Source organism: Pseudomonas sp. R2-37-08W, from assembly GCF_003851705.1.
In the GTDB taxonomy this organism is placed as follows: Bacteria; Pseudomonadota; Gammaproteobacteria; order Pseudomonadales; family Pseudomonadaceae; genus Aquipseudomonas.
In genome coordinates this window covers 57015-80749 of sequence record NZ_CP027728.1, presented here as the reverse complement: position 1 = coordinate 80749, position 23735 = coordinate 57015, and the positions used below count along the sequence as shown (strand labels likewise).

The window sequence follows — 23735 nt, the reverse complement described above, 5'->3', positions numbered from 1 at the left end:
CATGCGTACATTCAATCGCCTGCTGTTCACTGGCTTGATTGCACTCGCTCCGATGGCTGCCATGGCGGCAGACGATGCGCCTTCGGCCGATCCGGAAGTGACCATTCGCACGGAAGGCGACAAGACTATCCAGGAGTACCGCCAAAACGGCTTCCTGTACGCCATCAAGGTCACGCCAAAAGGTGCGCCACCATATTTTCTGGTACGCGCTGACGGAACCGACGCGAACTTCATCCGTTCTGACCAGCCGGATATGCTGATCCCGTCATGGAAGATCTTCGAATGGAAATGATTCCCTAACTTCAACGGCGCCGCCCTGAGCGGCGCCCGTAATGGCAGTTTTAACCATGTCTGTGTTCACCCCCCTGGCTCGGCCCGAGCTGGAAACCTTTCTTGCCCCTTACGGGCTCGGCCGCCTGCTTGATTTCCAGGGGATTGCCGCCGGTAGCGAAAACACCAATTTCTTTATCAGCCTGGAACAGGGTGAGTACGTCCTGACCCTGGTTGAACGTGGCCCCGTTGCGGAAATGCCATTCTTCATCGAACTGCTTGACGTGCTCCACGACGCCGACCTGCCCGTGCCTTACGCCCTGCGCACCACCGACGGCGTCGCCCTGCGCACGCTGGCCGGCAAGCCAGCGCTGCTGCAACCACGCCTGGCCGGCAAACACATCAAGGACGCCAACGCCCAGCATTGCGCCCAAGTCGGCGACTTGCTCGGTCACCTGCATCTGGCGACCCAGGGCGACAAGGTGCTGGAACGCAAGACCGATCGCGGGCTGGATTGGATGCTCACTGAAGGCGCGCAGTTGATTTCGCACCTGAACGACGCGCAACAGCGGCTTCTGCAGGACGCCTTGAGCGAGATCCAGGCCTGCAAGGCGCAGATCCTTGCCCTGCCGCGCGCGAACGTTCACGCCGACCTGTTCCGCGACAACGCCATGTTCGAAGGCACGCACCTGACCGGCCTGATCGACTTCTACAACGCCTGCTCGGGGCCGATGCTGTACGACGTCGCCATCGCCTTGAATGACTGGTGTTCGGATGCCGACGGCGTGATTGACGGGCAGCGCGCCCGTGCATTGCTGGGAGCTTACGCGGGGCTGCGGCCGTTTACCGCGAAGGAAGCCGAGCTGTGGCCGACCCTGTTGCGAGTGGCGTGTGTGCGCTTCTGGCTGTCACGCTTGATCGCGGCGCAGGCGTTTGCCGGGCAGGATGTGCTGATTCATGACCCGGCGGAGTTCGAGCAGCGCTTGGCGCAACGCCAGCAAGTCAGCGTCCACTTGCCGTTCGCGCTCTAAAAATGTGGGAGGGGGCTTGCCCCCGATGGCTTTGGGTCAGCTGATACATTTGCTGGCTGACCCACCGCTATCGGGGGCAAGCCCCCTCCCACATTTGATCTGCAGTGGCAGTCAGAGCGATTCCAGGCAGCCGGCCAGGTCATTGCCCAGTTTTTCCAGCACCTGCTCATAACCTTGAGCAGTCGCCGGGGTGTAGCCGCCCAGCGCGTCCAGTTCCGCCAGCTTCACCGGCAAACCTGCCACCAGCGTCTCCGCCAACCTTGGTCGCAACGGTGGCTCGCTGAACACACAGGTCTTGCCCACTTCCTGTAACCGCGTGCGCATCGCCGCCACATGCTGGGCGCCTGGCTGCACTTCGGCTGCAACGGCAAACACGCCGGCGTGCTTCAAACCGTAGGCGTCTTCGAAGTAATCAAAGGCTTCGTGAAATACAAAGTAAGGTTTGCCCTCAACGCCGGCCAAACGCTGCTTCAGGCGCACATCCAGCGCATCCAGGCGATCCTCGAAGGCCTTTGCGTTGCTCTGGTAACGCGCGGCATTGGCAGGGTCGGCGGCACTGAGGTCAGCCGCCATACGCGCCGCGATCACCCGCGCATTCACCGTCGACAGCCACAGATGTGCATCCACACTGCCGGGACGATGATCGTGGTCATGTTCGTCGGCTTCATCGGCGTGGGAGTGGCTATCTTCGCCGAACCTGCGCAGTTTCATACCCGGCAGGTCCTGCACGGCCACCGTTGTCGCCGTACGGCCTTTCAGCACGCGCGGCAGAAATGTTTCCATGTCCGGCCCGATCCAGTACAGCAGGTCTACCGACTGCACGCGCCGTACGTCGGATGGGCGCAATGCGAAGTTATGCGGCGACGCACCCGGTGGCAGCAACACCTCCGGAACCGCTACACCGTCCTGCACAGCGGCGGCAATCAGCTGCAGCGGCTTGATGCTGGTCAGCACCTTGACCTCGGCCTGAGCGGCGCCAGCCATGAGCAAACTGGTGACAAATACGACAAAAACGGGAAAAAGTCGGGACACGATGACCACTCAATGGCGTAGGAACGGGTAACATAATAACGTCTCTATCAAATATCTGTCGCCGCTCATGCCTATAACACCGCTTGCCAGCCGTCCCCACGACCACTCTCACTGCGTTCACACCGCGCTGTCGGAGGCCGACACCCTGTGCGCGCAGAAGGGTTTGCGCCTGACCGCGCTGCGTCGTCGCGTGCTCGAGCTGGTGTGGCAAAGCCACAAGCCGCTGGGCGCGTACGACATCCTCGGCGTACTCAGCGAGCAAGACGGCCGCCGCGCCGCGCCGCCCACGGTTTACCGCGCGCTGGATTTCCTGCTGGAAAACGGCCTGGTGCACCGTATCGCTTCGCTCAACGCCTTTGTCGGCTGCAACCACCCGGAACATGCGCATCAGGGACAGTTCCTGATTTGCCGCGAGTGCCACGCCGCCATCGAGCTTGAACAAAAAAGCATCAGTGACGCCATCATCAAAAGCGCCGCTGAAGTCGGCTTCAGCGTCGAAGGGCAAACGGTCGAAGTGGTCGGCCTGTGCTCGGGCTGTCAGGGGTCGTGATGAGCAATGCGTTAATCCGCCTGGAGCAGGTTGGGGTCACGTTCGCCGGGCAAAACGTGCTGGATGACATCGCATTGAGTGTGGAGCCGGGGCAGATCGTTACCCTGATCGGCCCCAATGGCGCCGGCAAGACCACCCTGGTGCGCGCCGTGCTGGGCCTGCTCAAGCCCGACCGTGGCAGCGTATGGCGCAGGCCCAAACTGCGCGTGGGCTATATGCCGCAGAAGCTGCACGTAGACCCGACACTCCCGCTTTCCGTACTGCGCTTCCTGCGCCTGGTACCGGGGGTTGACCGTGCACGCGCGCAGGCGGCGCTCAAGGAAGTCGGCGCCGAACAGGTGATCGACAGCCCGGTGCAAAGCATCTCCGGCGGTGAAATGCAGCGCGTGCTGCTGGCCCGCGCGCTGTTGCGCGAGCCAGAGCTGCTGGTGCTCGATGAGCCCGTGCAAGGCGTCGACGTCGCCGGGCAAGCCGAGCTGTACAGCCTGATCACCCGCTTGCGCGACCGTCACGGCTGCGGTGTGCTGATGGTGTCTCACGATTTGCACCTGGTGATGAGCACCACCGACCAGGTGGTCTGCCTCAACCGTCACGTGTGCTGCTCCGGCCATCCGGAACAGGTCAGCGGCGACCCGGCGTTCGTCGAGCTGTTCGGTAAGAACGCGCAAAGCCTGGCGATCTACCATCATCACCATGACCACGCCCATGATCTGCACGGCGCCGTGGTTGACGACCCCGCCGCACCCCACCCTCATGTTCATGGAGATAGCTGCAAGCATGGCTGATTTTCTGCTCTACGCCCTGCTGGCAGGCTTGGCTTTGGCGCTGGTGGCGGGCCCGTTGGGCTCGTTCGTGGTCTGGCGGCGCATGGCGTACTTTGGCGACACGTTGTCCCATGCCGCGCTGCTCGGCGTGGCCATGGGCTTCCTGCTGGATGTGAGCCCGACCATCGCCGTCACTGTCGGCTGCCTGCTGCTGGCGGTGTTGTTGGTAACGCTGCAACAGCGCCAACCCCTGGCTTCCGATACGCTGTTGGGCATCCTGGCGCCGAGTACCTTGTCCCTGGGCCTGGTGGTGCTGAGCTTCATGCATGAAGTGCGCATTGACCTGATGGCCTACCTGTTTGGCGATCTGCTGGCGATCAGCCCTGTCGATCTTATGTGGATCCTGGGCGGCAGCGCGGCGGTGCTGGTGCTACTGGTGAGCCTGTGGCGCCCGCTGCTGGCGATTACCGTGCACGAGGAACTCGCCACGGTGGAAGGTTTGCCCGTGCCGGCCCTGCGCCTGGCGCTGATGTTGTTGATCGCGGTGGTGATCGCTGTCGCGATGAAGATTGTCGGCGTATTGTTGATCACGTCGCTGTTGATCATTCCCGCAGCCGCCGCTCAGCGCCATGCTCGTTCGCCGGAGCAAATGGCAATCGGCGCAAGCCTGTTGGGCATGTTGGCAGTGTGTGGAGGCCTGGCGTTGTCATGGTTCAAGGACACACCGGCCGGGCCGTCGATCGTAGTATCGGCGGCCGCCCTGTTTCTGCTGAGTTTTGTCCTGCCCCGTCGAGGGGTGTAGACTTGCTCGCTTTTTGCGCAAATAGAGAGTCGCAGGAATGAAGCCGTTCACCTTCCGTTATCTGCTCCTTGCCGCATTTTCCCTGCTGCTGGGCGCCTGTCAAAGCACACCGCCCGCCGCCCCCGAAGCGCTGGATCCGCGTGCTGCGGCCATCGCGCAACTGGAGCAAAACCTGGCCAGCAGCGAATTGGCCACCGCCGAAGACCAGCTCGCCACGTTGCAGGCCCAATCGCCCAACGATCCGGCGCTCGAGGCTTACCAGCGGCAATTGGCCGAAGCCTACCTGCAGCGCAGCCAGATCGTGCTGCAAAAGGGCGACGTCAACGCCGCCGCCACAGCCCTGAGCCGTGCCCGCGCGCTGATGCCCAAGGCCCCAGCCCTGACCGGTGGCGTCAACAGCGCCATCAGCCATGCGCGCAAAGCCGAGCTGGATCAGGCCGAGGCCGCCTTGAAAGCCGCCGAAGCCAAGCCCGCCGCCAAGGTCATCGACCCGGCGGCGCCGAGCACCACCGTGGCGTTGAACCTGGCGGATGTCGAAGCCATGCGCCATCAGCTGGATGCCATCGCCACCGACGTGGTGAATTACCAGTGCGACGTCAGCATTCAGGTACCACGCACCGAGGATTACCCGTGGTTGGCCACGTTGCTGACCAAACGGGTGAAGCGCATTGATGCAGGGTATGACCTGAAGATTCACCGGCAAATTTTGAAACACATTCCGGCGCAGGTTGTGTTGATACCGCGTAAGGCAGATTAAAAGCATCGGGGGCAAGCCCCCTCCCACAATTTGAATGTATTCACAGTTCAAAATGTGGGAGGGGGCTTGCCCCCGATGGCGATCTAACAGCCAACCAAAGAATTAAGCCGGAATCGCCTTGGCCTTAGACTCCCGATCCCAGACCCGATGCTGGGCAATCGCAGCGAAGAACGCCTTGACATCCGCGCCCACGATCAACCCCGCATCCGCCTCCAGCTTCAGCAGATCCAACAAAGGCTTCACGTCACTGGCCACCGCGATAGCCTTCAGGTGCTTGTACGCTTCCAGCACGTAGTGCAGCGCCACACCGTCGCCGCTCAGCGCTTTGACCGACTCTTTACCGCCAGGGATAAACACTGCGTCAAACGCAATGGAAGGCATGCCTTCCATCGACGCATCCACCGGCAGCGACTTGCCATCGGCGGTGGTCACAGGCGCCGAAGTCGGCCCCAGCAACTTGGCGTGCGCACCTTCAGCCTCAAGTGCAGCTTTGAGTGCATCAATCGCTGCACCGTCCACGCCGTTAGCCGCCAGAATCGCCACTTTGCGCGTCTTGATGTCGCCGGACAGCAAATTCACCTGGCTCAATGCCGGCGATTGCTTCAACGATGTTTCACGTACCGGCACCGTGCCTTTGGTCGGCGCTGGCAGGCCCAGGTTCTGCGCCACGCGCTTGGCCAGTTCCAGGTCGATGTTGGCCAGGATTTCATTCACCTGGCGGGCACGAATATGTTCGCGCTCGACCTTGCCCAACTCGAAGCTGTAGGCGGCGATGATGTGCTCTTTCTCGTGGTGGCTCATGCTGTTGAAAAACAGCGTGGCCTGGGAGAAATGGTCGCCAAACGACTCACTGCGCTCGCGGACCTTGTTCGCATCAATGCGCTCGTGGTAGGTCTCAAAACCGCCATCGGTCGGACCTGCCGGCGTTTCCTTCGGCCAGCCGCCGTCGATGGAGTTCGGCTCGTAGGCTGCACGGCCCTTATCGATCACGCTGCGATGCAGCGCATCGCGCTGGTTGTTGTGGTTCGGTGCGACCGGGCGATTGATCGGGATCTCATGGAAGTTCGGGCCACCGAGACGGCTGACCTGGGTGTCCGTGTAGGAAAACAGACGACCTTGCAGCAGCGGGTCGTTGGTGAAATCGATACCCGGCACGATATGGCCTGGGCAGAACGCGACCTGCTCGACCTCGGCAAAGAAATTGTCCGGGTTGCGGTTAAGCACCATCTTGCCCAGCGGGGTGATTGGCACCAGTTCCTCTGGGATGATCTTCGTCGGGTCGAGCAGGTCGAATTCGAACTTATGCTCGTCTTCTTCTGCAACGATCTGAACGCCCAGTTCCCATTCGGGGTAGTCGCCGCTTTCGATCGATTCCCACAGGTCGCGGCGGTGATAATCGGTATCTTTACCGGCCAGCTTTTGCGCTTCGTCCCACACAAGCGAGCAGGTGCCGACTTTTGGCCGCCAGTGAAACTTCACAAAGCTCGATTTGCCTTCGGTGTTGATCAAACGGAAGGTGTGCACACCGAAACCCTGCATTGCACGCAGGCTTTTCGGAATGGCGCGGTCAGACATCGCCCACACCACCATATGCGCCGACTCCGGTACCAGCGAGACAAAGTCCCAGAACGTATCGTGGGCCGAGCCGCCTGTAGGAATCTCGTTGTGCGGTTCAGGCTTAACGGCGTGCACGAAATCAGGAAACTTGATCGCATCCTGAATGAAGAACACCGGCATGTTGTTGCCCACCAGGTCGAAGTTGCCTTCGTCGGTGAAAAACTTCACGGCAAAACCGCGCACGTCACGCACAGTGTCACCGGAACCGCGCGGCCCCTGCACCGTGGAAAAACGCGCGAACACCGGCGTTTTATGCTCCGGAGTACGTAGGAAACCAGCCTTGGTCAGCGCCGAATGGTCGCCGTAGCTTTGGAAATAGCCATGGGCGCCGGTACCGCGGGCATGCACGATGCGCTCCGGGATGCGCTCATGGTCAAAGTGCGTGATTTTTTCACGCATGATGAAGTCTTCCAGCAGCGAAGGGCCACGGGCACCGACCTTCAAGGTGTTCTGGTTGTCGGAGATCTTCACGCCCTGGTTAGTGCGCAGGGCCTGGCCGGTCGCATCGGAACGGAATTCTTCCAACGCCTGCAATTTGGTGTTGGTATTGCCTCGGTCCAGGGTATCGGTACCCGCGAGTTCACTCTTCGGCGGGGTGCCTGGCTTCTTGGTACTCATCAGTCAAAACTCCTTAGTCAAAGTGGCCAGAGCGGTCCCCGGCTCGTTTGAATGAAGCCCCGGGCACGGCACCCGGAACATCGCATTGCTTAAGTAGTGACTGATAGCGTTATGAGCCGTTCCCTTTTTATGACCTTTGGTCTCGTTATTGCCAAATCGCTGGACGGATACGAAATAAATGCTAAGAAACGCTAGTTGGACAGGCTAAAATGCGCGCCCGGCTAACCGCTGATCCCTTTTCCATGCGCCCCACAAGGTTCGCTACGTGATCGAGTTTCAAAACGTCCATAAAACCTACCGCGTCGCCGGTAAGGATATTCCAGCCCTGCACTCCACCAGCCTGCGCGTCGAAAACGGCCAGGTGTTTGGCCTGATTGGCCACTCGGGTGCGGGAAAAAGTACCCTGCTGCGCCTGATCAATCGCCTTGAAGAGCCCAGTGGCGGGCAGATCAGTGTCGACGGCGAAGAAGTCACCGCACTGGATGCCAATGGCCTGCGCCGCTTCCGTCAGCAAGTCGGGATGATTTTCCAGCACTTCAACCTGCTGGCGTCCAAGACCGTTGCAGACAACGTGGCGCTGCCGCTGACACTGGCCGGCGAATTGTCGCGCAAGGAAATCGACCTGCGCGTGGCCGAGCTGCTCGCCCGCGTCGGCCTGTCGGACCACGCCCGCAAGTACCCGGCGCAATTGTCCGGCGGCCAGAAACAGCGCGTTGGCATTGCTCGCGCCCTGGCGACCAAACCCAAGATTCTGCTCTGCGATGAAGCCACCAGCGCCCTCGACCCGCAAACCACCGCGTCGGTCCTGCAATTGCTGGCGGAAATCAACCGCGAGCTGAAGCTGACCATCGTGTTGATCACCCATGAAATGGACGTGATTCGCCGCGTGTGCGACCAGGTGGCCGTGATGGACGCTGGCGTGATCGTCGAGCAAGGCTCGGTGGCTGATGTGTTCCTGCATCCCAAGCATCCGACCACCAAGCGCTTCGTCCAGGAAGCCGAACAGGTCGATGAAGGCGAGCAGCACGATGACTTCGCTCACGTACCGGGCCGTATCGTGCGCCTGACGTTCCAAGGGGACGCGACCTACGCCCCGTTGCTGGGTACCGTCGCCCGGGAAACGGGGGTGGACTACAGCATCCTTGCCGGTCGTATCGACCGCATCAAAGACATCCCCTACGGGCAATTGACCCTCGCCGTCACCGGCGGTGACATGGACGCCGCGTTTGCGCGCTTCACCGCCGCTGACGTTCATATGGAGGTGCTGCGCTGATGGACGTTTTCCTGAGCTTCTTTGCCAACATCGACTGGTCCGAAATCTGGCTCGCCACCGGCGATACCATGACCATGTTGTTCGGTTCGCTGTTCTTCACGGTCGTGCTGGGCCTGCCGTTGGGTGTGCTGCTGTTCTTGACCAGCCCACGTCAGCTGTTCGAGCAAAAAGGCTTGTACGCCTTGCTGTCGTTGATCGTGAACATCCTGCGTTCGCTGCCGTTCATCATCCTGTTGATCGTGATGATTCCGTTCACCGTGCTGCTCACTGGCACATCGCTGGGCGTAGCGGGTGCGATTCCGCCGCTGGTGGTGGGCGCCACGCCATTCTTTGCGCGCCTGGTGGAAACCGCCCTGCGTGAAGTGGACCGCGGCATCATCGAGGCCACGCAGTCGATGGGCGCCAGCACGCGCCAGATCATCACCAACGCCTTACTGCCCGAAGCACGCCCCGGCATTTTCGCGGCAATTACCGTAACGGCGATTACACTGGTGTCCTACACGGCGATGGCCGGCGTGGTCGGTGCCGGTGGCCTGGGCGACCTGGCGATCCGTTTCGGTTACCAGCGTTTCCAGACCGACGTGATGGTAGTCACCGTGGTGATGCTGTTGATCCTGGTGCAAATTCTGCAGACCGTCGGCGACAAGCTGGTGGTGCACTTTTCTCGAAAATAACGGCCATGGCCGGCCTGGTGCCGGCAGATGCCCGAACAAGGAGCTTGCTGGATGAAAAAACTACTGGTTGCTTTCGCCGCCGTCGCCGCGTTTTCTGCCCATGCCGAGACCCTCACGGTCGCCGCCTCGCCAGTGCCGCATGCAGAAATCCTGGAATTCGTGAAACCCGCGCTGGCTAAAGAAGGCGTGGACCTGCAGGTCAAAGTCTTTACCGACTATGTGCAGCCGAACGTACAGGTGGCTGAAAAGCGCCTGGACGCCAACTTCTTCCAGCACCAGCCGTACCTGGATGAATTCAACAAGGCCAAGGGCACTCATCTGGTGAGCGTCGGCGGCGTGCATCTGGAACCGCTGGGCGCGTACTCGAGCAAATACAAGAAGCTGGACGAGCTGCCGGACGGCGCCAATGTGGTGATCCCGAACGACGCCACCAACGGCGGCCGCGCCCTGTTGCTGCTGGCCAACAACGGCCTGATTACCCTGAAGGACCCGACCAACATCCTGTCGACCATCAAGGACATCACCGGTAACAGCAAAAACCTGAAGTTCCGCGAACTGGAAGCCGCTACCCTGCCGCGCGTGCTGACCCAGGTCGACCTGGCCCTGATCAACACCAACTACGCGCTGGAAGCCAAGCTGGACCCGTCCAAGGACGCCCTGGTGATCGAAGGCAGCGACTCGCCTTACGTGAACATCCTGGTGACCCGTGAAGACAACAAGGATTCGGACGCGGTGAAGAAGCTGGTAGCCGCCCTGCACACACCTGAAGTGAAGCAATTTATCGAAGAGAAGTACAAAGGCGCGATCAAGCCAGCGTTCTGATCCAACACGCTGGAGATCAAAAATGTGGGAGGGGGCTTGCTCCCGATAGCGGCGGGTCAGTCAACATCTTCATCGACTGACACCCTGCTATCGGGGGCAAGCCCCCTCCCACATTGTTTTGTGTCGTGAGCTATTTACGCTGCAGCAGAACTGGCAACTGCGCCACCAGCTTCTGGTTATTCAACGGCGCGCGAATGAACCCACGCTGGGTACCGTCCGGCCCGATCAGGGCCAGGTTGCCGCTGTGATCGACGGTGTAGTTGGGCTTGCTGGTGTCCGCCGGGATGAACGGAATGCTCACCGCATTCGAGACCGTCTGCACCTCCTGCACATTCGCACCGGTCAGCCCCTGGAACTGCGGATCGAAATAGCCCAGGTACTGCTTGAGCTGGGCTGGGGTGTCGCGGTTCGGGTCGACGCTGACCAGGATCACTTGCAACTTATCCACCGCCTCCTTGGGCAGTTCGCTCTTGATCTGGCGCAGCTGGGCGAGGGTGGTCGGGCAGATATCCGGGCAGAAGGTGTAGCCGAAGAACAGCAGGCTCCACTTGCCTTTCAGCTCATCGACCCGCACCGGCTGGCCGTCCTGGTTGGTCATGCTCACCGCAGGCAGCTGGCGACTTTGCGGCAGCAGGATAATGCCGGCGTCGATCAGCGCGGTGGGATCGCCCTGGCCTTTGCCCGATAGCACCTTATTGACGGTCAGGCCCATGATCAACGCCACCAGGGCCACGAGAATGAAGACAGTTTTCTGAGTTCGAGTCATAGGTTCAACAGTAGGTAGTGGTCGACGAGCAGGGCGATAAACAGTAGCAGCAGGTACCAGATGGAGTACTTGAAGGTGTTGATCGCCGCGTGCGGCTGGCTGCCACGGTACAGCACCCAGGCCCATTGCAGAAAGCGCCCGCCCAATACCAGCGCACAAGCCAGGTACAGCAACCCGCTCATATGGATCACATAGGGCATCAGGCTCACCGCCAGCAGGGCAAAGGTGTAGAGCAGGATATGCACCTTGGTGTAATGCTCGCCGTGGGTGACCGGCAGCATCGGGATGTCAGCCTTGGCGTACTCCTCCTTGCGGTGAATGGCCAGCGCCCAAAAGTGCGGCGGCGTCCAGGCAAAGATGATCAGCACCAGCAGCAGGGGTTCGGCACTGATATGCCCGGTTACCGCGACCCAGCCCAACAGCGGCGGCGCGGCGCCGGCCAGGCCACCGATGACGATGTTCTGCGGCGTCGCGCGCTTGAGAAAGCCGGTGTAGATCACCGCATAGCCCAGCAACGAGGCCAACGTCAGCCATGCCGCCAGTGGGTTGGTAAAGGCCAGCAACAGCGCCAGGCCCGCCACTGCCAGCAACAGCGCAAAGGCCAGTGCCGCAGCCGGCGAGACGCGGCCCTCGGCCAATGGCCGTTTGTGCGTACGCGCCATCAACGCATCGATGCGCCGGTCCACCACATGGTTGACCGCCGCTGCCGCGCCCGCACACAAGGCGATGCCCAGGTTGCCGAACACCAGCACCGTCCACGGCACTCCGGCGCGGGTGGCGAGGAACATGCCCACCAGCGAGGTGATCAGCATCAGCACCACCACCTTCGGCTTGGTCAGCTCCAGATAGTCGCGCCAGATAGCCTGGCCGTGACCCGCGCCGATCAAGGACGCCATGGCATCTCTCCTTTAAGGGTTATCAGGCCCGATACCTGTTTGCGCGGAATAAATCGCCAAGCAATCGGACGTGGAACGCGCACCCGGACCAGGCTGGTACGCGCGTGATAATTGACCAGTACCAGGCTCAGCAATAGCGCCGCGCCCCCGGCGTTGTGAGCCACCGCCACCGGCAGCGGCAAGCCGAACGCCACATTGCTCAGGCCCAGGCTGATTTGCGCCGCCAGGGCGATCAACAGCAAGCCCGCCAGGCGCGTCATGCCCACCGCGCGCAATTGCCAGGCCAGGCCCAGCAGCACCAGCGTGACCAGCACCGCCCCGACGCGATGGGTGAGGTGAATGGCCGTGCGCGCATCGCTGTCCAGCTGACCGCCGAGGTAGTTAGGGCCGATATGCTGGGTCAGGTGAAAGCCATTGGCAAAGTCCGCTGCCGGCCACCATTGGCCGTGGCAGGTTGGCAAATCGACACAGGCCACCGCCGCGTAGTTGGAGCTGACCCATCCGCCCAACGCAATCTGCCCGATCACCAGCACCAACCCCGCCGTTGCCCAATATTGCAGGCGCCTGGGCACGATCAACGCGGGCAACACACCGGACAAGCGCAGGGTCAGCAGAAACAGCAGGCTCAAGGTGGCAAAGCCGCCCAACAGGTGCCCCGTCACGACTTGCGGCCACAGCTTGAGCGTTACCGTCCACATACCGAACGCCGCCTGCGCGATCACCACCATCAACACGAACAGCGGTAATTTCACCGGCTGGCCGGGGTCGCGGCGGTGGCTCCACGCACGCGCCGCCAGCAGCGCGATCAGCAGGGCGAGGGTGCCGGCAAAGTAGCGGTGAGTCATCTCGGCCCAGCCTTTGTCGGCCTCCACCGGCGTATCCGGAAAATGCAGCTCTGCATGGGCCAACTGCGCTGCGCTTTGCGGCACGCTGATAAAACCGTAGCAACCCGGCCAGTCCGGGCAACCGAGGCCGGCATGGGTCAGGCGGGTATAGGCGCCCAGCAACACGACGATCAGCGCCAGCAAGGTGGCAAACAACGCGAGGCGAAATCCAGGCTTGGCCATGATGATGCCCTTATCCGATGTTCGACAGTTTCAACAGCAGACGCAGGTCGTTGAGCAAATCCTTGCCGTTGACCTTGGCGTCGTAGCGCAGCACCAAATTACCGTGGGGGTCGACGATCCACAGGTGCGCATCCCCAGGCGCGGCGGCATTGCGATTGAAGGTCGACAGGTCCAGTGAGTAGCGTTGCAATTGCGGGTACTCGGCCTTGAGCCTGGCGTCGTAGTCGGTAGCGACCGGCTGCGCACTGGCCAGCGCGTGGCTGGCGCGGGACGCATCGCGACCTAGGCCGATCTGCAGTTGGCGCGCCAGATACACCAGTTGCTGGCACTCGGCGGCGCAGGCGGCAGGCGCGGTGACCAACAGTTGCCAGCGCTCCTCATCGGCCTGCACGCCGATGTCGGCGCGGGTCTGGCCGTTACCGATCATTTCTCCGTGATAACTGCGATTGTCCGGCACCCAGAACTGCAGCTTGTACATAAAGGTCGCCAGCACCATCGGGCCCACCACCATCAGCAGGATCAGGATCAGCTGAAAGCGGCCTTTACGCCGGTCCGGCGCTTCAGACATGTTGAGTGGATTCATGGCGGCTCCCATGGTGCTTCTCCTTTGCGTTGTGCCATCCGAGGTAGAGGTAAAGCGCCAGCAGCGCCAGTGACATGGCGAACCACTGCACCGCATACCCCAGGTGTTTTTCCGGGCCCATGGCGACCACCGGCCAGGTGGTGTCGTAGGTACCGGGGCCGGCTTCGGCGCGCAGCTCGTAGGCGAACCCGCTGCGGCGCAATTCAGCCCACAGCGCGACGGGGTGCAACGCGGTCAACAGGCGCGGCCACTGCGCGGTTGTGGGGTCGACGCGCAATTGGAAGGTTTCGCCGGGGGCGACGTACACCCAGGCGACAAGACTCACCGGTTGATCCGGGGTGGTGAACACCGGTGGCGTGCGCCGGTCCGGCCAGGGCAGCCAGCCGCGATTGAGCAACACCCACAGGCCACTGGCCTGATCATGGAAGGGTTGTAACAGCTCAACCCCGGCCCTGCCGTCGCGCATACGGTTATCGAGCAGCACACTGTGTTCGGCATCGAAGTTGCCGCGCAGGTGAACCCGGCGAAAGGCTGGGTCAGCACTGGCTTCAAGCTGCTCGCTGCCCATGGGCTCGGCCGCACGCCGCTCTGCGTAAGTGTCGACCAAGCGCTGTTTTTCCTGACCGCGCGACAGTTGCCAGAAGCCCAGACCGACCATCAACGGCAGCAACAGCAGCACCACCAAGGTCGGCGCGATGCCGGGCCGCAAGCGTTGCCTGGCACTGGCTATACTGAATCTCATTGCCCCTCCCCCTGAAGCCCGGAGCCAGACCATGCTCAAAGCCGCCATTGCCCTGATGCTGATCGCGACCGTCGCGAGCCTGTTCAGTGGCTTGTTCTTCCTGGTCAAGGACGAGGGCCGTTCCAACCGCCTCGTCACTGCCCTGACCGTGCGTGTCGTGTTGGCCGCCATCACCGTCGGGCTGATCGCCTGGGGCTTTTTCAGTGGCCAGTTGGTCTCGCATGCGCCGTGGTAGAACGGTTCACAGCACATACACAAAGAAAAACAGCCCGATCCACACCACATCCACGAAGTGCCAATACCAACTGGCCGCCTCGAAACCGAACTGGTGTTCGGCATTGAAATGCCCCTTCAGGATGCGCATCAGCATCACAAACAGAATGATCGTGCCGATGGTCACGTGGGCGCCGTGAAACCCGGTGAGCATGAAGAACGTCGCGCCGTATACACCCGAGCCCAGCGTCAGGCCCAGCTCTCTATAGGCGTGGATGTACTCTTCGGCCTGGAACCCGAGAAACGCCAGGCCCAGTAGCACGGTGAGCGCCAGCCAGATCTTCAGCGCGCCGCGGTGCCCTTTGCGCAAGGCATGGTGGGCGATGGTGATGGTCACGCTGGAACTCACCAGCAGGATAGTGTTTACCAACGGCAGGCCCCACGGGCTGATCGTGCCTTTGGGTGCCGGGTACAACGTGGGGTCCGGGTTGTTCAGCAACGGCCAGGCGAATTCGAAATTCGGCCACAACATATGCGCGATGCCCTTGGGGCCCTCACCTGCCAGCCAGGGTCCTGCCCAGACACGCACGTAAAACAGCGCGCCGAAGAAAGCAATGAAAAACATCACTTCGGAAAAGATGAACCAGGTCATGCCCCAGCGAAACGAACGGTCCATTTGCGCACTGTACAAGCCGGCGCGGCTTTCCTTGATCACCGCGCCGAACCAGCCGAACAGCATGTAGGCGAGCAACAGACCGCCAACGAAGAAGATCCACGGGCCGTGGGATTCCGGGCGTAACGCCTTGAGGTCGTTGAACCACACGGCCAGCCCATACACGGTGACCAACAGGCCAATCGTGGCAATGATCGGCCATTTGCTTTGCGCTGGTACGTAGTACGTATCATGAGTCGACATGTATTCGCTCTCCTGATTGAGCGGGCAAACAGTAGCTAGCCGCCGCTGTGGACCGCCACGGGCGGCTGGCGCGCAGTGATATCGAACAGCGTGTAGGCCAAGGTCAAATGCTTCACATCCTTGGGCATGGCGCGATCGACGATGAAGCGCACTGGCATCTCGATACGTTCGCCTGGCTGCAACACTTGCTGGGTGAAGCAAAAACACTCGGTCTTGTGGAAGTACATCGCCGCTTCGGCCGGGGAAATACTCGGCACCGCCTGGGCGGTCATCGGTTTGTCAGTCGGGTTGTAAGCGACGAACAGCATCTCGGTCACAGCGCCCGGATTGACCACCACCTCATCGGCCTTGGCATAGAAATCCCAGACCATATCGATGGCATTGGTGGACAGGAACTGCACCCGCACCTGGCGCGACGGGTCGACGACCTGCTCGCCTTCGTACTGCCCGCCGGTCTTGCCGTTGATGCCGAATGCCTTGCACATCACGTCATAGATCGGCACCAGGGCAAAACCGAAGGCGAACATCGCCAGCACCAGGATAAGCAGGCGCGTGACCAGGCGCTTGAGGGGCACGGAGTCAGCCATGACGCCCACCTGAGGTGATTGAAATCAAGGTGGGAGGGGGCTTGCCCCCGATGGCGGTGTACCAGTCGACACTACCTTTGGCTGTGAGATAGCAATCGGGGGCAAGCCCCCTCCCACAAGGGATCGAGGGTGACTTATTCATTTCACCTCCGGCGGCGTGGTGAAGGTGTGGTACGGCGCAGGCGAGGGCACGCTCCACTCCAGGCCTTCGGCGCCGTCCCACGGCTTGGCCGGCGCGGGCGGGCCGCCGCGGATGCACTTGATCACGATAAACAGGAAGAAAATCTGCGTGGCGCCGAACATGAACGCACCAATGGACGAGACCATGTTGAAGTCGGCGAACTGCAGGTTGTAGTCCGGCACCCGACGCGGCATGCCGGCCAGGCCCACGAAGTGCATCGGGAAGAACGCCATGTTCATGCCGACGAAGGACAGCCAGAAATGCAGCTTGCCCAGGGTTTCGTCGTACATGTGGCCGGTCCATTTCGGCAGCCAGTAGTAGGCCGAGGCGAAGATGCCGAAGATCGCGCCGGGTACCAGCACGTAATGGAAATGCGCCACCACGAAGTAGGTGTCGTGGTACTGGAAGTCCGCCGGCGCGATCGCCAGCATCAGCCCGGAAAAACCGCCGATGGTAAACAGGATCACGAAGGCCACCGCGAACAGCATCGGCGTCTCGAAGGTCAGCGAGCCTTGCCACATGGTACTGACCCAGTTGAATACCTTGACCCCGGTGGGCACCGCGATCAGCAGGGTGGCGTACATGAAGAACAGTTCGCCCACCAGCGGTATACCGACCACGAACATATGGTGCGCCCACACGATGAACGACAGGAACGCAATGCTGGCCGTGGCGTAGACCATCGAGGTGTAGCCAAACAACGGCTTGCGCGAGAAGGTCGGGATGATCGAGCTGACGGCCCCGAACGCCGGCAGGATCATGATGTACACCTCAGGGTGGCCAAAGAACCAGAACACATGCTGGAACAGCACCGGATCACCACCGCCCGCCGCACTGAAAAAGCTGGTGCCGAAGTGGATATCCATCAGCATCATGGTCACGCAACCGGCCAGCACCGGCATCACCGCAATCAGCAGGAACGCGGTGATCAGCCAGGTCCACACGAACAGCGGCATTTTCATCAGGGTCATGCCCGGCGCGCGCAAGTTGAGGATGGTCGCGACCACGTTGATCGCGCCCATGATCGAACTGATGCCCATCAGGTGGATGGCAAATATGAAGAAGGTCACGCTTTCCGGCGCATAGGTGGTGGAGAGCGGCGCGTAGAACGTCCAGCCGAAATTCGGCCCGCCGCCGGGGCTGAACAGGGTCGAGACCAGCAACAGGAATGCCGCCGGCAGCAGCCAGAAACTGAAGTTGTTCATGCGCGGCAGAGCCATGTCCGGTGCGCCGATCATCAACGGGATCATCCAGTTGGCCAGGCCGACAAAGGCCGGCATCACCGCGCCGAACACCATGATCAGGCCATGCATGGTGGTCATCTGGTTGAAGAACGCCGGCTGCACGATCTGCAGGCCGGGCTGGAACAGTTCGGCGCGAATCACCATGGCGAACGAACCGCCCAGCAGGAACATGGTGAAGGCAAACCACAGGTACATCGTGCCGATGTCTTTATGGTTGGTGGTCAGCACCCAGCGCATCAACCCCTTCGCGGGGCCGTGGGCGTGGTCGGCGTGACCATGGTCATCGATCACAGTGCTCATGACCGTTCTCCTGCAAGCGAGTGGGCGGGGCGGGTCTGGACGGTGGCAAGGGAGGCTGTCATTTACTTTCCGCCTGTTTGATGGCCAGCACGTCTTTTGGCGTGACCATGTCGCCTTTGTTATTGCCCCAGGCATTGCGTTCGTAGGTCACGACCGCAGCGATATCGACTTCCGAGAGTTGTTTGCCGAACGCGGCCATCGCGGTACCTGGCTTGCCGTGAAACACCAGATTCAGGTGATCGGCGGCAGGCCCGGTGGCGATTTTCGAGCCCTTGAGCGCCGGGAACATGGGCGGCAGGCCCTGGCCCTCAGCCTGGTGACAGGCCACGCAGGTGGTGTGGTAGACCTTGTCGCCGCGGGCCACCAGTTCGTCGAGTGTCCATTCCTTGGAGGTCAGTTCCTTGAGCTTGGCCGCCTCTTGCTTGCGCTCGCCGAGCCAGGTGTCGTAGTCGGCCCTGGACTTGACCTCGACCACGATGGGCATGAACCCGTGGTCCTTGCCGCATAGCTCGGCGCACTGGCCGCGATAGATGCCGGGTTTCTCGACTCGGGTCCAGGCTTCATTGACGAAGCCGGGAATGGCGTCACGCTTGACCGCAAAGGCCGGCACCCACCAGGAGTGAATCACGTCGGCGGCGGTCACCAGAAAGCGCACTTTCGCCCTAACTGGCAGCACCAGCGGCTGGTCGACTTCGAGAAGGTAGTGCTCGCCCTTGGTGGCCTGGTTATGGATTTGCTCGGCGGGTGTGGCCAGGTTGCTGAAGAACTCCACGTCCTGGCCCAGGTATTTGTAATGCCACTTCCACTGATAGCCGGTGACCTGGATATCGATATCCGATTCACTGCTGTCGTAGATGTTGATCAGCGTCTTGGTCGCCGGAATGGCCATGGCCACCAGGATCAGCAACGGCACCACGGTCCAGAGAATTTCCACCGTGGTGCTTTCGTGGAACTTGGCCGCTACCTGGCCCGTGGAGCGGCGATGCAGGATCATCGACCAGAACATCGCGCCAAACACGACGATGCCGATCACTACACAAATCCAGAAAATGGTCATGTGCAGGTCAAACACAGCGTGACTGACTTCAGTAGCACCTGGCGCCATATTCGTTGTCCAGGCGGCATGGGCCTGGCCGAATACCGACGACAACACTAAGCCCATCCAAACGTGTGGATGTCGCGTCATTGCGGGTTCCCCTTTTATGTTTCTTGTTATCCCGCCGGTTTGCACCTGCGGCGAAGGGAGCGGCTTCCAAACTGCTTACCACCGCCAAGCCTTGCTGCGTCATGCAGTCGGGCGTCATCAGCCAATTGCCTACAAATCCGAGTATAGACAGCCGCAGCGACCCCGCAATGTGTAGGGGCAAATGAGTGAAAACAGACAGACGGGCCCAATAAAACGGGCGGCGGAATCGTTTATCCGACGAGCGATGGCAATTCGATATAACGTGTGCGTATAACCATGAAATAATTATGACAAATGCGTCTTAGGTGCTCGTATAAGCGAGCTACCTTATCCTCTCTCTTTTCCTACGCCTGACCGGAGCCTTCATGAACACCGCCGCATTGCGCGAGCAGATTTCCCGTGCCCATCAACACGAAGCAACCACGGGCCAGCTTGCCCAGCAATTGGAAAAGCAATTGCCGCACCTGCATTCGGCCATTTCCCTGGTTGACGGTGATCGCAACATTGTCATGACCCGCTTTGTCACCGCGTACATCGACCTCGTCCCGGATTTGCTCGAAGCCGCCAACGACGTAGCGCGCGAAGCCGGAATCGAAAGCCAGATCAAGCCTGTGCTGAAAATTGCCGAGCATTTCTTCCTGCAGCCGCCAGCAATTCTGGCGGGGCACGAAGGCCTGGACGGTTTGCTGGACGAAGCCTACCTGGCCCATCGCCTGGTGGAGGAGGTCAACGACCTGTATATCAAGCATTTCGGCCAGCCGCTGATCCCGGCGGACACCACGGTCGCCAACCTGATTGCCCACCAATTGATCGGTGAAGACTTCGCCAACCAGCTGGATGAAGCGGTGCACATGGCAGTGGATGAGATGCTTAACGAAGAGAGCTTTGCGCTGGAGTCGGTCGAGACATACCGCGAGCAGTTGAAAAGCCCGGACACGGAAGCGGCATGGAAGCGCTGGCCGTGCCTGTCGCGCCAGCTTGGAGTGGAGTTGGCGCTGGATCAGCCGACTTAATCCCAAACTGGACACAAAACAAATGTGGGAGGGGGCTTGCCCCCGATAGCGGTGGACCAGTCAAAATCTATTTGGCTGACACACCCCAATCGGGAGCAAGCCCCCTCCCACATTTTGATCCGGTTCCGTCAGCCGATTGAGGACGCCGAGCCGATCCCCGTGGTGGTCCTTATCCGGCCTTCCAACCGGCGCTTCAACCCACGCGCCTCGATCACCAGTTTCGAGCCCTTGGCCGCATTGGCCCGGCCCCATTCCTCCAGCAGCTCTAGGCAGGAATGGTCGATATAACTCAGGTTATTGAGCGGCACATGCACGGTGGTTCCCATCGGCACCGTCGACAGCACCTGGGTCAACGCCGGCACTTTCAGGAACGTCGCGGCACCGATCAGTCGCAACTCCATCTCGCCGTCCTGAGGCAAGTCGATCAGGCTGATTTTCAGCCGTGAGGCCTTGAAGGCCAGCTTGACCAGCGTCAGCCCGAAGCCCACCAGTACACCGGTCAGCAGATCGGTGAAAATGATCGCCAGCGCCGTGGCCGCGTAGGTGAACATCGGCATGCGGCCATAACGCCCCAATGCCTTGAACGCCTTCACGTCCACCAGCTTGATCCCGGTATACACCAGCACGCCCGCCAGGCTCGCCACCGGGATGCTCTGCAGCACACTCGACAGCAACAACACGAAGCCCAGCAGCCACAGGCCGTGGAACATCGCTGACAAGCGCGTGGTGGCGCCCGCCTGGACGTTGGCCGAGCTACGGACAATCACGCCGGTCATCGGCAGGGCACCGACCAATCCGCACAGCATGTTGCCCACGCCTTGAGCGGACAATTCCTTATCGAAATCCGAACGCTGGCCGCTGTGCATGCGGTCGACCGCTGCGGCGGACAGCAGCGTTTCGGCACTGGCGATAAAGGCGACGGCAAATGCGGCGATCAGCAGCTGCGGGTCAGCCAGGTTGAGCAGGTCGCTGGGGCGCAGCCAATCGATGGCGTCGGCCAGGTTTTCCGGCACTTCCACACGTTTGACCTGCAACGCCAGCACCAGGCTGGTCACCGTTGCCAGGCCTACGCCCAGTAGAGCCCCTGGCACGAAGCGCAGTTGGTGTGGACGGAATTTGTCCCACAGGTACATCACCAGCATCGTCGATACACCGAGCAAGCCCGCCTGCCAGCCGAGCCCGCCGCCGAGGGTGGGTATCGCCTCGATCAATGCCGCCGGGAAGCCTGCCAGGTTATCCAGCCCGGAAGGTTTGGGCGCACTGTCGAGCATCACATGGACCTGCGACAGCACAATCAGTACGCCGATCCCCGCCAGCATGCCGTACACCACCGCCGGCGCCGTCACGCGGAACCAGCAGCCCAGGCGCAGACGCCCGGCTACCAATTGCAGGAAGCCCGCCAGCAGCAGGATAGGCCCCAGCATCAGCATGCCGTGCTGGCGCACCAGCTCGAACACCAACACCGCCAACCCCGCTGCCGGGCCACTGACTTGCAACGGAGAACCCGCCAACCAGCCCACCACCAGACCACCGATGATCCCGGTGATCAAGCCCTTGGCCGGCGGCATGCCGGATGCGATCGCGATGCCCATGCACAAAGGCAGGGCGACCAGAAACACCACCACGGAGGCGAGCAGCTCCCGAGGCAAAACAGCTTTCAATTGAGCAGCACGCATGATGACTCTCCCGAGGCATTCGCCGGGCGCGGTAAAGCCTGGCTGCATCCATGGCAGCCACCGCATTACCCGGCAGGGAAGTGTATTAGAAGCGCGCTTTAGGCGTCGCGGATGGGATCGGACCTTCACCGCCCAACGGTCGGAACGTCGACTGGTCCGCGTCGTAGGCCCGGATCTCGCTGGTTTCGATGTTGTAGATCCAGCCGTGGATAAACAATTGGCCATTGGCCATGCGCGAAGCCACGGAAGGGTGGGTGCGCAAGTGCTGCAACTGGGCGATGACGTTTTCTTCGGTCAGCACCTTCATGCTCTCGCCTTCATTGGCGCAGTCGCAGTTGTCGTGGACCATGGTCTTGGCCACTTCGGCATGGCGCAACCAGGCCTTGACCGTTGGCATCTTCTCGAGGCTGTCGGGATTGAGCACCGCACGCATGGCGCCGCAGTCGGAGTGCCCGCACACGATGATGTGTTGTACGCCCAGCGCCAGTACCGCGTACTCGATGGCCGTGGACACGCCGCCGTTCATCTGGCCATAAGGCGGCACTACGTTACCCACGTTACGGGTCACGAACAGATCGCCAGGGGAGCTTTGGGTGATCAGTTCCGGCACGATGCGCGAATCGGCGCAGGTGATGAACATCGCACGGGGACTTTGAGCCGTGGCAAGTTTCTTGAAGAGTTCTTCCTGCTGGGGGAAGACGTCGTGATGGAAATGCAAAAAGCCGTCAACAATGTGCTGCAGCGCTGCATCGGCGGTTTCCGCCTGAGGGGCTGAAGCCGACGCAGCCAACGGCTGTTTATCCTTATCACTCATGATTCATCCTCTTGATCAATGCAGGGTAAGTGTTCCAGGCCAGTTCGACGTCCGGGCAGTGAAAAAGTTGGGAAACCTCCACAGCCCACGGCGCCGACTCATCAGTCACTCGCTGAACAAGGTACCCACCGAAACTTAACTCAAACTGAATCAACCGCTCTAGGTCGCGGGTTTCAGTGATATCAAAACGCGATTATTCCTACAGATGTTTCGCATTTCTCCTCTTGAGTCTACAACAATGCCATTTGCCGGCCAGGTGGACAAAACGCCGTGCAATCCAGATCGAAGCCTTCACGGCGATTGAGCCCTAGACGTTTGATCGCCTTGCTGAAACGCTGCGCCAGCAAATCGGCAAACGGCCCTTCGCCGCGCATGCGCACGCCGAAGCGGCTGTCGTACACCGCGCCACCGCGCACCTGACGCACCAGGCTCATCACGTGCGCCGCGCGCTGCGGGTAATGCGCCGCCAGCCACTCTTCGAACAGCGGCGCCACCTCGAGCGGCAGGCGCAACATCATATACGCGGCACTTTGCGCACCGGCGGCATGGGCTTCGGTGAGCAGGCTTTCCAACTCGCTGTCGTTAATCATCGGAATCATCGGCGAACACAGCACACCGACCGGAATACCCGCCGCGCGCATCACCCTTATCGCCCGTAACCGCGCCTTGGGCGCCGCCGTGCGCGGCTCCAGTATGCGCTTGAGTTCATCGTCCAGGCTGGTAAGGCTGATCATCACAGCTACCAGTCGTTGGCTGGCCAGTTCGGCGAGCAGGTCCAGATCGCGCAGGATCAGGGAGCCTTTGGTGATGATGGTCACCGGGTGCCGATAGCGCAGCAGCACTTCAAGGGTTTGCCGGGTGATCCTGTATTCGCGCTCGATCGGCTGGTAAGGGTCGGTGTTGGAGCCCAGGTTGATCGGCGCACACACATACCCCGGCTTCGACAGCTGCTGCTCCAGCACGTCGGCGGCATTGCTCTTGGCAATCAGCCTGGTTTCGAAATCCAACCCCGGCGACATGTCCCAATACGCGTGGCTGGGCCGCGCATAGCAGTAGATGCAGCCATGCTCGCAGCCACGATAAGGGTTGATCGAGCGATCGAACGGCAAGTCCGGCGAGTTATTGCGGGTGATGATGGTCTTGGCCGTTTCGATACGCACTTCGGTGCCCTGGGTGGGCGGCACTTCCTGGAACCAGCCGTCGTCCTCGGCCACGCTGACGGTGGGCGCGAAACGGTTGTGCAGGTTGGTGGCCGTGCCCCGGCCACGGGGTGGCAGTGCAGTCGTCATGAAAACGCCTCGATACTGTTTTTATATACAGTATCGAGGCGTAAGGGTTCTG

The 23735-nt window shown here is 61.1% G+C and carries 25 protein-coding genes; 11 read left to right on the top strand and 14 right to left on the bottom strand.

Annotation, left to right across the window (positions count from 1 at the left end):
* Position 1 precedes the first annotated feature (1 nt).
* On the top strand, positions 2–292 hold the full coding sequence (locus C4J93_RS00390) for a DUF2782 domain-containing protein (protein ID WP_124360643.1): 291 nt from the start codon (positions 2–4) through the stop codon (positions 290–292).
* 55 nt (positions 293–347) lie between these two features.
* On the top strand, positions 348–1301 hold the full coding sequence (locus C4J93_RS00385; protein WP_124428293.1) for a homoserine kinase: 954 nt from the start codon (positions 348–350) through the stop codon (positions 1299–1301).
* A 111-nt stretch (positions 1302–1412) separates the two neighbouring features.
* Here the strand turns inward: C4J93_RS00385 and C4J93_RS00380 are convergent, their stop codons facing one another.
* A complete protein-coding gene (locus C4J93_RS00380) occupies positions 1413–2342 on the bottom strand; it encodes a zinc ABC transporter substrate-binding protein (protein WP_124428292.1) in 930 nt (309 codons plus the stop codon).
* A gap of 58 nt (positions 2343–2400) precedes the next feature.
* Between C4J93_RS00380 and zur the strand changes: the two genes are divergently transcribed.
* From zur to C4J93_RS00360, 4 genes are read left to right on the top strand one after another with little or no spacing between them, the layout of a single operon-like run.
* On the top strand, positions 2401–2883 hold the full coding sequence (zur, locus tag C4J93_RS00375; protein ID WP_124428291.1) for a zinc uptake transcriptional repressor Zur: 483 nt from the start codon (positions 2401–2403) through the stop codon (positions 2881–2883).
* Positions 2883–3668, top strand: a complete 786-nt coding sequence (gene znuC / locus C4J93_RS00370) for a zinc ABC transporter ATP-binding protein ZnuC (protein ID WP_124360639.1) — start codon at positions 2883–2885, stop codon at positions 3666–3668. Before zur ends, znuC begins: the two co-directional genes overlap by 1 nt.
* Complete coding sequence (gene znuB / locus C4J93_RS00365; RefSeq protein ID WP_124360638.1) at positions 3661–4449, top strand: zinc ABC transporter permease subunit ZnuB; 789 nt, start codon at positions 3661–3663, stop codon at positions 4447–4449. The genes znuC and znuB overlap by 8 nt, the downstream gene beginning before the upstream one ends.
* 37 nt (positions 4450–4486) lie before the next feature.
* Positions 4487–5206 (top strand): PA5502 family lipoprotein, encoded by a 720-nt coding sequence (locus tag C4J93_RS00360; protein WP_124428290.1) that lies wholly within the window; start codon positions 4487–4489, stop codon positions 5204–5206.
* A 102-nt stretch (positions 5207–5308) separates the two neighbouring features.
* Here C4J93_RS00360 and katE read toward each other — a convergent pair whose 3' ends face one another.
* Entirely contained in the window at positions 5309–7441 is a 2133-nt protein-coding gene (gene katE, locus C4J93_RS00355; protein WP_124428289.1) for a catalase HPII, read from the bottom strand.
* Positions 7442–7706: 265 nt separating this feature from the next.
* On the opposite strand from katE, the gene C4J93_RS00350 reads away from it, so the two are divergent.
* From C4J93_RS00350 to C4J93_RS00340, 3 genes are read left to right on the top strand one after another with little or no spacing between them, the layout of a single operon-like run.
* Complete coding sequence (locus C4J93_RS00350; protein WP_124428288.1) at positions 7707–8714, top strand: methionine ABC transporter ATP-binding protein; 1008 nt, start codon at positions 7707–7709, stop codon at positions 8712–8714.
* On the top strand, positions 8714–9388 hold the full coding sequence (locus C4J93_RS00345; protein WP_124402595.1) for a methionine ABC transporter permease: 675 nt from the start codon (positions 8714–8716) through the stop codon (positions 9386–9388). The genes C4J93_RS00350 and C4J93_RS00345 overlap by 1 nt, the downstream gene beginning before the upstream one ends.
* A 51-nt stretch (positions 9389–9439) precedes the next feature.
* Entirely contained in the window at positions 9440–10210 is a 771-nt protein-coding gene (locus C4J93_RS00340) for a MetQ/NlpA family ABC transporter substrate-binding protein (RefSeq protein ID WP_124428287.1), read from the top strand.
* 130 nt (positions 10211–10340) lie between these two features.
* On the opposite strand, the gene C4J93_RS00335 is transcribed toward C4J93_RS00340, so the two are convergent.
* Genes C4J93_RS00335 through C4J93_RS00315 form a run of 5 tightly spaced genes read right to left on the bottom strand, consistent with a single transcriptional unit; the run spans position 10341 to position 14264 of the window.
* On the bottom strand, positions 10341–10976 hold the full coding sequence (locus C4J93_RS00335) for an SCO family protein (protein WP_124428286.1): 636 nt from the start codon (positions 10974–10976) through the stop codon (positions 10341–10343).
* Positions 10973–11872 carry a heme o synthase gene (cyoE, locus tag C4J93_RS00330; RefSeq protein WP_124360631.1) on the bottom strand — a complete coding sequence of 300 codons (900 nt, stop codon included), beginning with the start codon at positions 11870–11872 and terminating at the stop codon, positions 10973–10975. Before cyoE ends, C4J93_RS00335 begins: the two co-directional genes overlap by 4 nt.
* Positions 11860–12939, bottom strand: coding sequence for a heme A synthase (locus C4J93_RS00325; protein ID WP_124428285.1), 1080 nt, complete (start codon positions 12937–12939; stop codon positions 11860–11862). The genes cyoE and C4J93_RS00325 overlap by 13 nt, the downstream gene beginning before the upstream one ends.
* A 10-nt stretch (positions 12940–12949) precedes the next feature.
* Positions 12950–13534 carry a hypothetical protein gene (locus C4J93_RS00320; protein ID WP_124428284.1) on the bottom strand — a complete coding sequence of 195 codons (585 nt, stop codon included), beginning with the start codon at positions 13532–13534 and terminating at the stop codon, positions 12950–12952.
* Positions 13500–14264, bottom strand: a complete 765-nt coding sequence (locus C4J93_RS00315) for an SURF1 family protein (RefSeq protein ID WP_124428283.1) — start codon at positions 14262–14264, stop codon at positions 13500–13502. The genes C4J93_RS00320 and C4J93_RS00315 overlap by 35 nt, the downstream gene beginning before the upstream one ends.
* A gap of 31 nt (positions 14265–14295) precedes the next feature.
* On the opposite strand from C4J93_RS00315, the gene C4J93_RS00310 reads away from it, so the two are divergent.
* The gene (locus C4J93_RS00310; protein ID WP_124365282.1) at positions 14296–14499 is read left to right on the top strand and encodes a twin transmembrane helix small protein; all 204 of its coding nucleotides are present in this window, start codon (positions 14296–14298) and stop codon (positions 14497–14499) included.
* A 6-nt stretch (positions 14500–14505) separates the two neighbouring features.
* Here C4J93_RS00310 and C4J93_RS00305 read toward each other — a convergent pair whose 3' ends face one another.
* The 4 genes from C4J93_RS00305 to coxB form a co-directional block, all read right to left on the bottom strand.
* The gene (locus tag C4J93_RS00305) at positions 14506–15393 is read right to left on the bottom strand and encodes a cytochrome c oxidase subunit 3 (RefSeq protein WP_124413438.1); all 888 of its coding nucleotides are present in this window, start codon (positions 15391–15393) and stop codon (positions 14506–14508) included.
* A 35-nt stretch (positions 15394–15428) separates the two neighbouring features.
* Positions 15429–15980, bottom strand: coding sequence for a cytochrome c oxidase assembly protein (locus C4J93_RS00300; RefSeq protein WP_124428282.1), 552 nt, complete (start codon positions 15978–15980; stop codon positions 15429–15431).
* Positions 15981–16118: 138 nt separating this feature from the next.
* Positions 16119–17705 (bottom strand): cytochrome c oxidase subunit I, encoded by a 1587-nt coding sequence (gene ctaD, locus C4J93_RS00295; protein WP_124360624.1) that lies wholly within the window; start codon positions 17703–17705, stop codon positions 16119–16121.
* A gap of 58 nt (positions 17706–17763) precedes the next feature.
* The gene (gene coxB, locus C4J93_RS00290) at positions 17764–18891 is read right to left on the bottom strand and encodes a cytochrome c oxidase subunit II (RefSeq protein WP_124428281.1); all 1128 of its coding nucleotides are present in this window, start codon (positions 18889–18891) and stop codon (positions 17764–17766) included.
* Between the two features lie 365 nt (positions 18892–19256).
* Between coxB and C4J93_RS00285 the strand changes: the two genes are divergently transcribed.
* Positions 19257–19904 carry a hypothetical protein gene (locus C4J93_RS00285; RefSeq protein ID WP_124369075.1) on the top strand — a complete coding sequence of 216 codons (648 nt, stop codon included), beginning with the start codon at positions 19257–19259 and terminating at the stop codon, positions 19902–19904.
* A 128-nt stretch (positions 19905–20032) separates the two neighbouring features.
* Here the strand turns inward: C4J93_RS00285 and C4J93_RS00280 are convergent, their stop codons facing one another.
* From C4J93_RS00280 to C4J93_RS00270, 3 genes are all read right to left on the bottom strand, one after another.
* Complete coding sequence (locus tag C4J93_RS00280; protein ID WP_124428280.1) at positions 20033–21580, bottom strand: SulP family inorganic anion transporter; 1548 nt, start codon at positions 21578–21580, stop codon at positions 20033–20035.
* A gap of 85 nt (positions 21581–21665) precedes the next feature.
* On the bottom strand, positions 21666–22394 hold the full coding sequence (locus C4J93_RS00275; protein ID WP_124428279.1) for a carbonic anhydrase: 729 nt from the start codon (positions 22392–22394) through the stop codon (positions 21666–21668).
* A gap of 230 nt (positions 22395–22624) precedes the next feature.
* Positions 22625–23683 carry a PA0069 family radical SAM protein gene (locus tag C4J93_RS00270; RefSeq protein ID WP_124428278.1) on the bottom strand — a complete coding sequence of 353 codons (1059 nt, stop codon included), beginning with the start codon at positions 23681–23683 and terminating at the stop codon, positions 22625–22627.
* Positions 23684–23735: the final 52 nt, after the last annotated feature.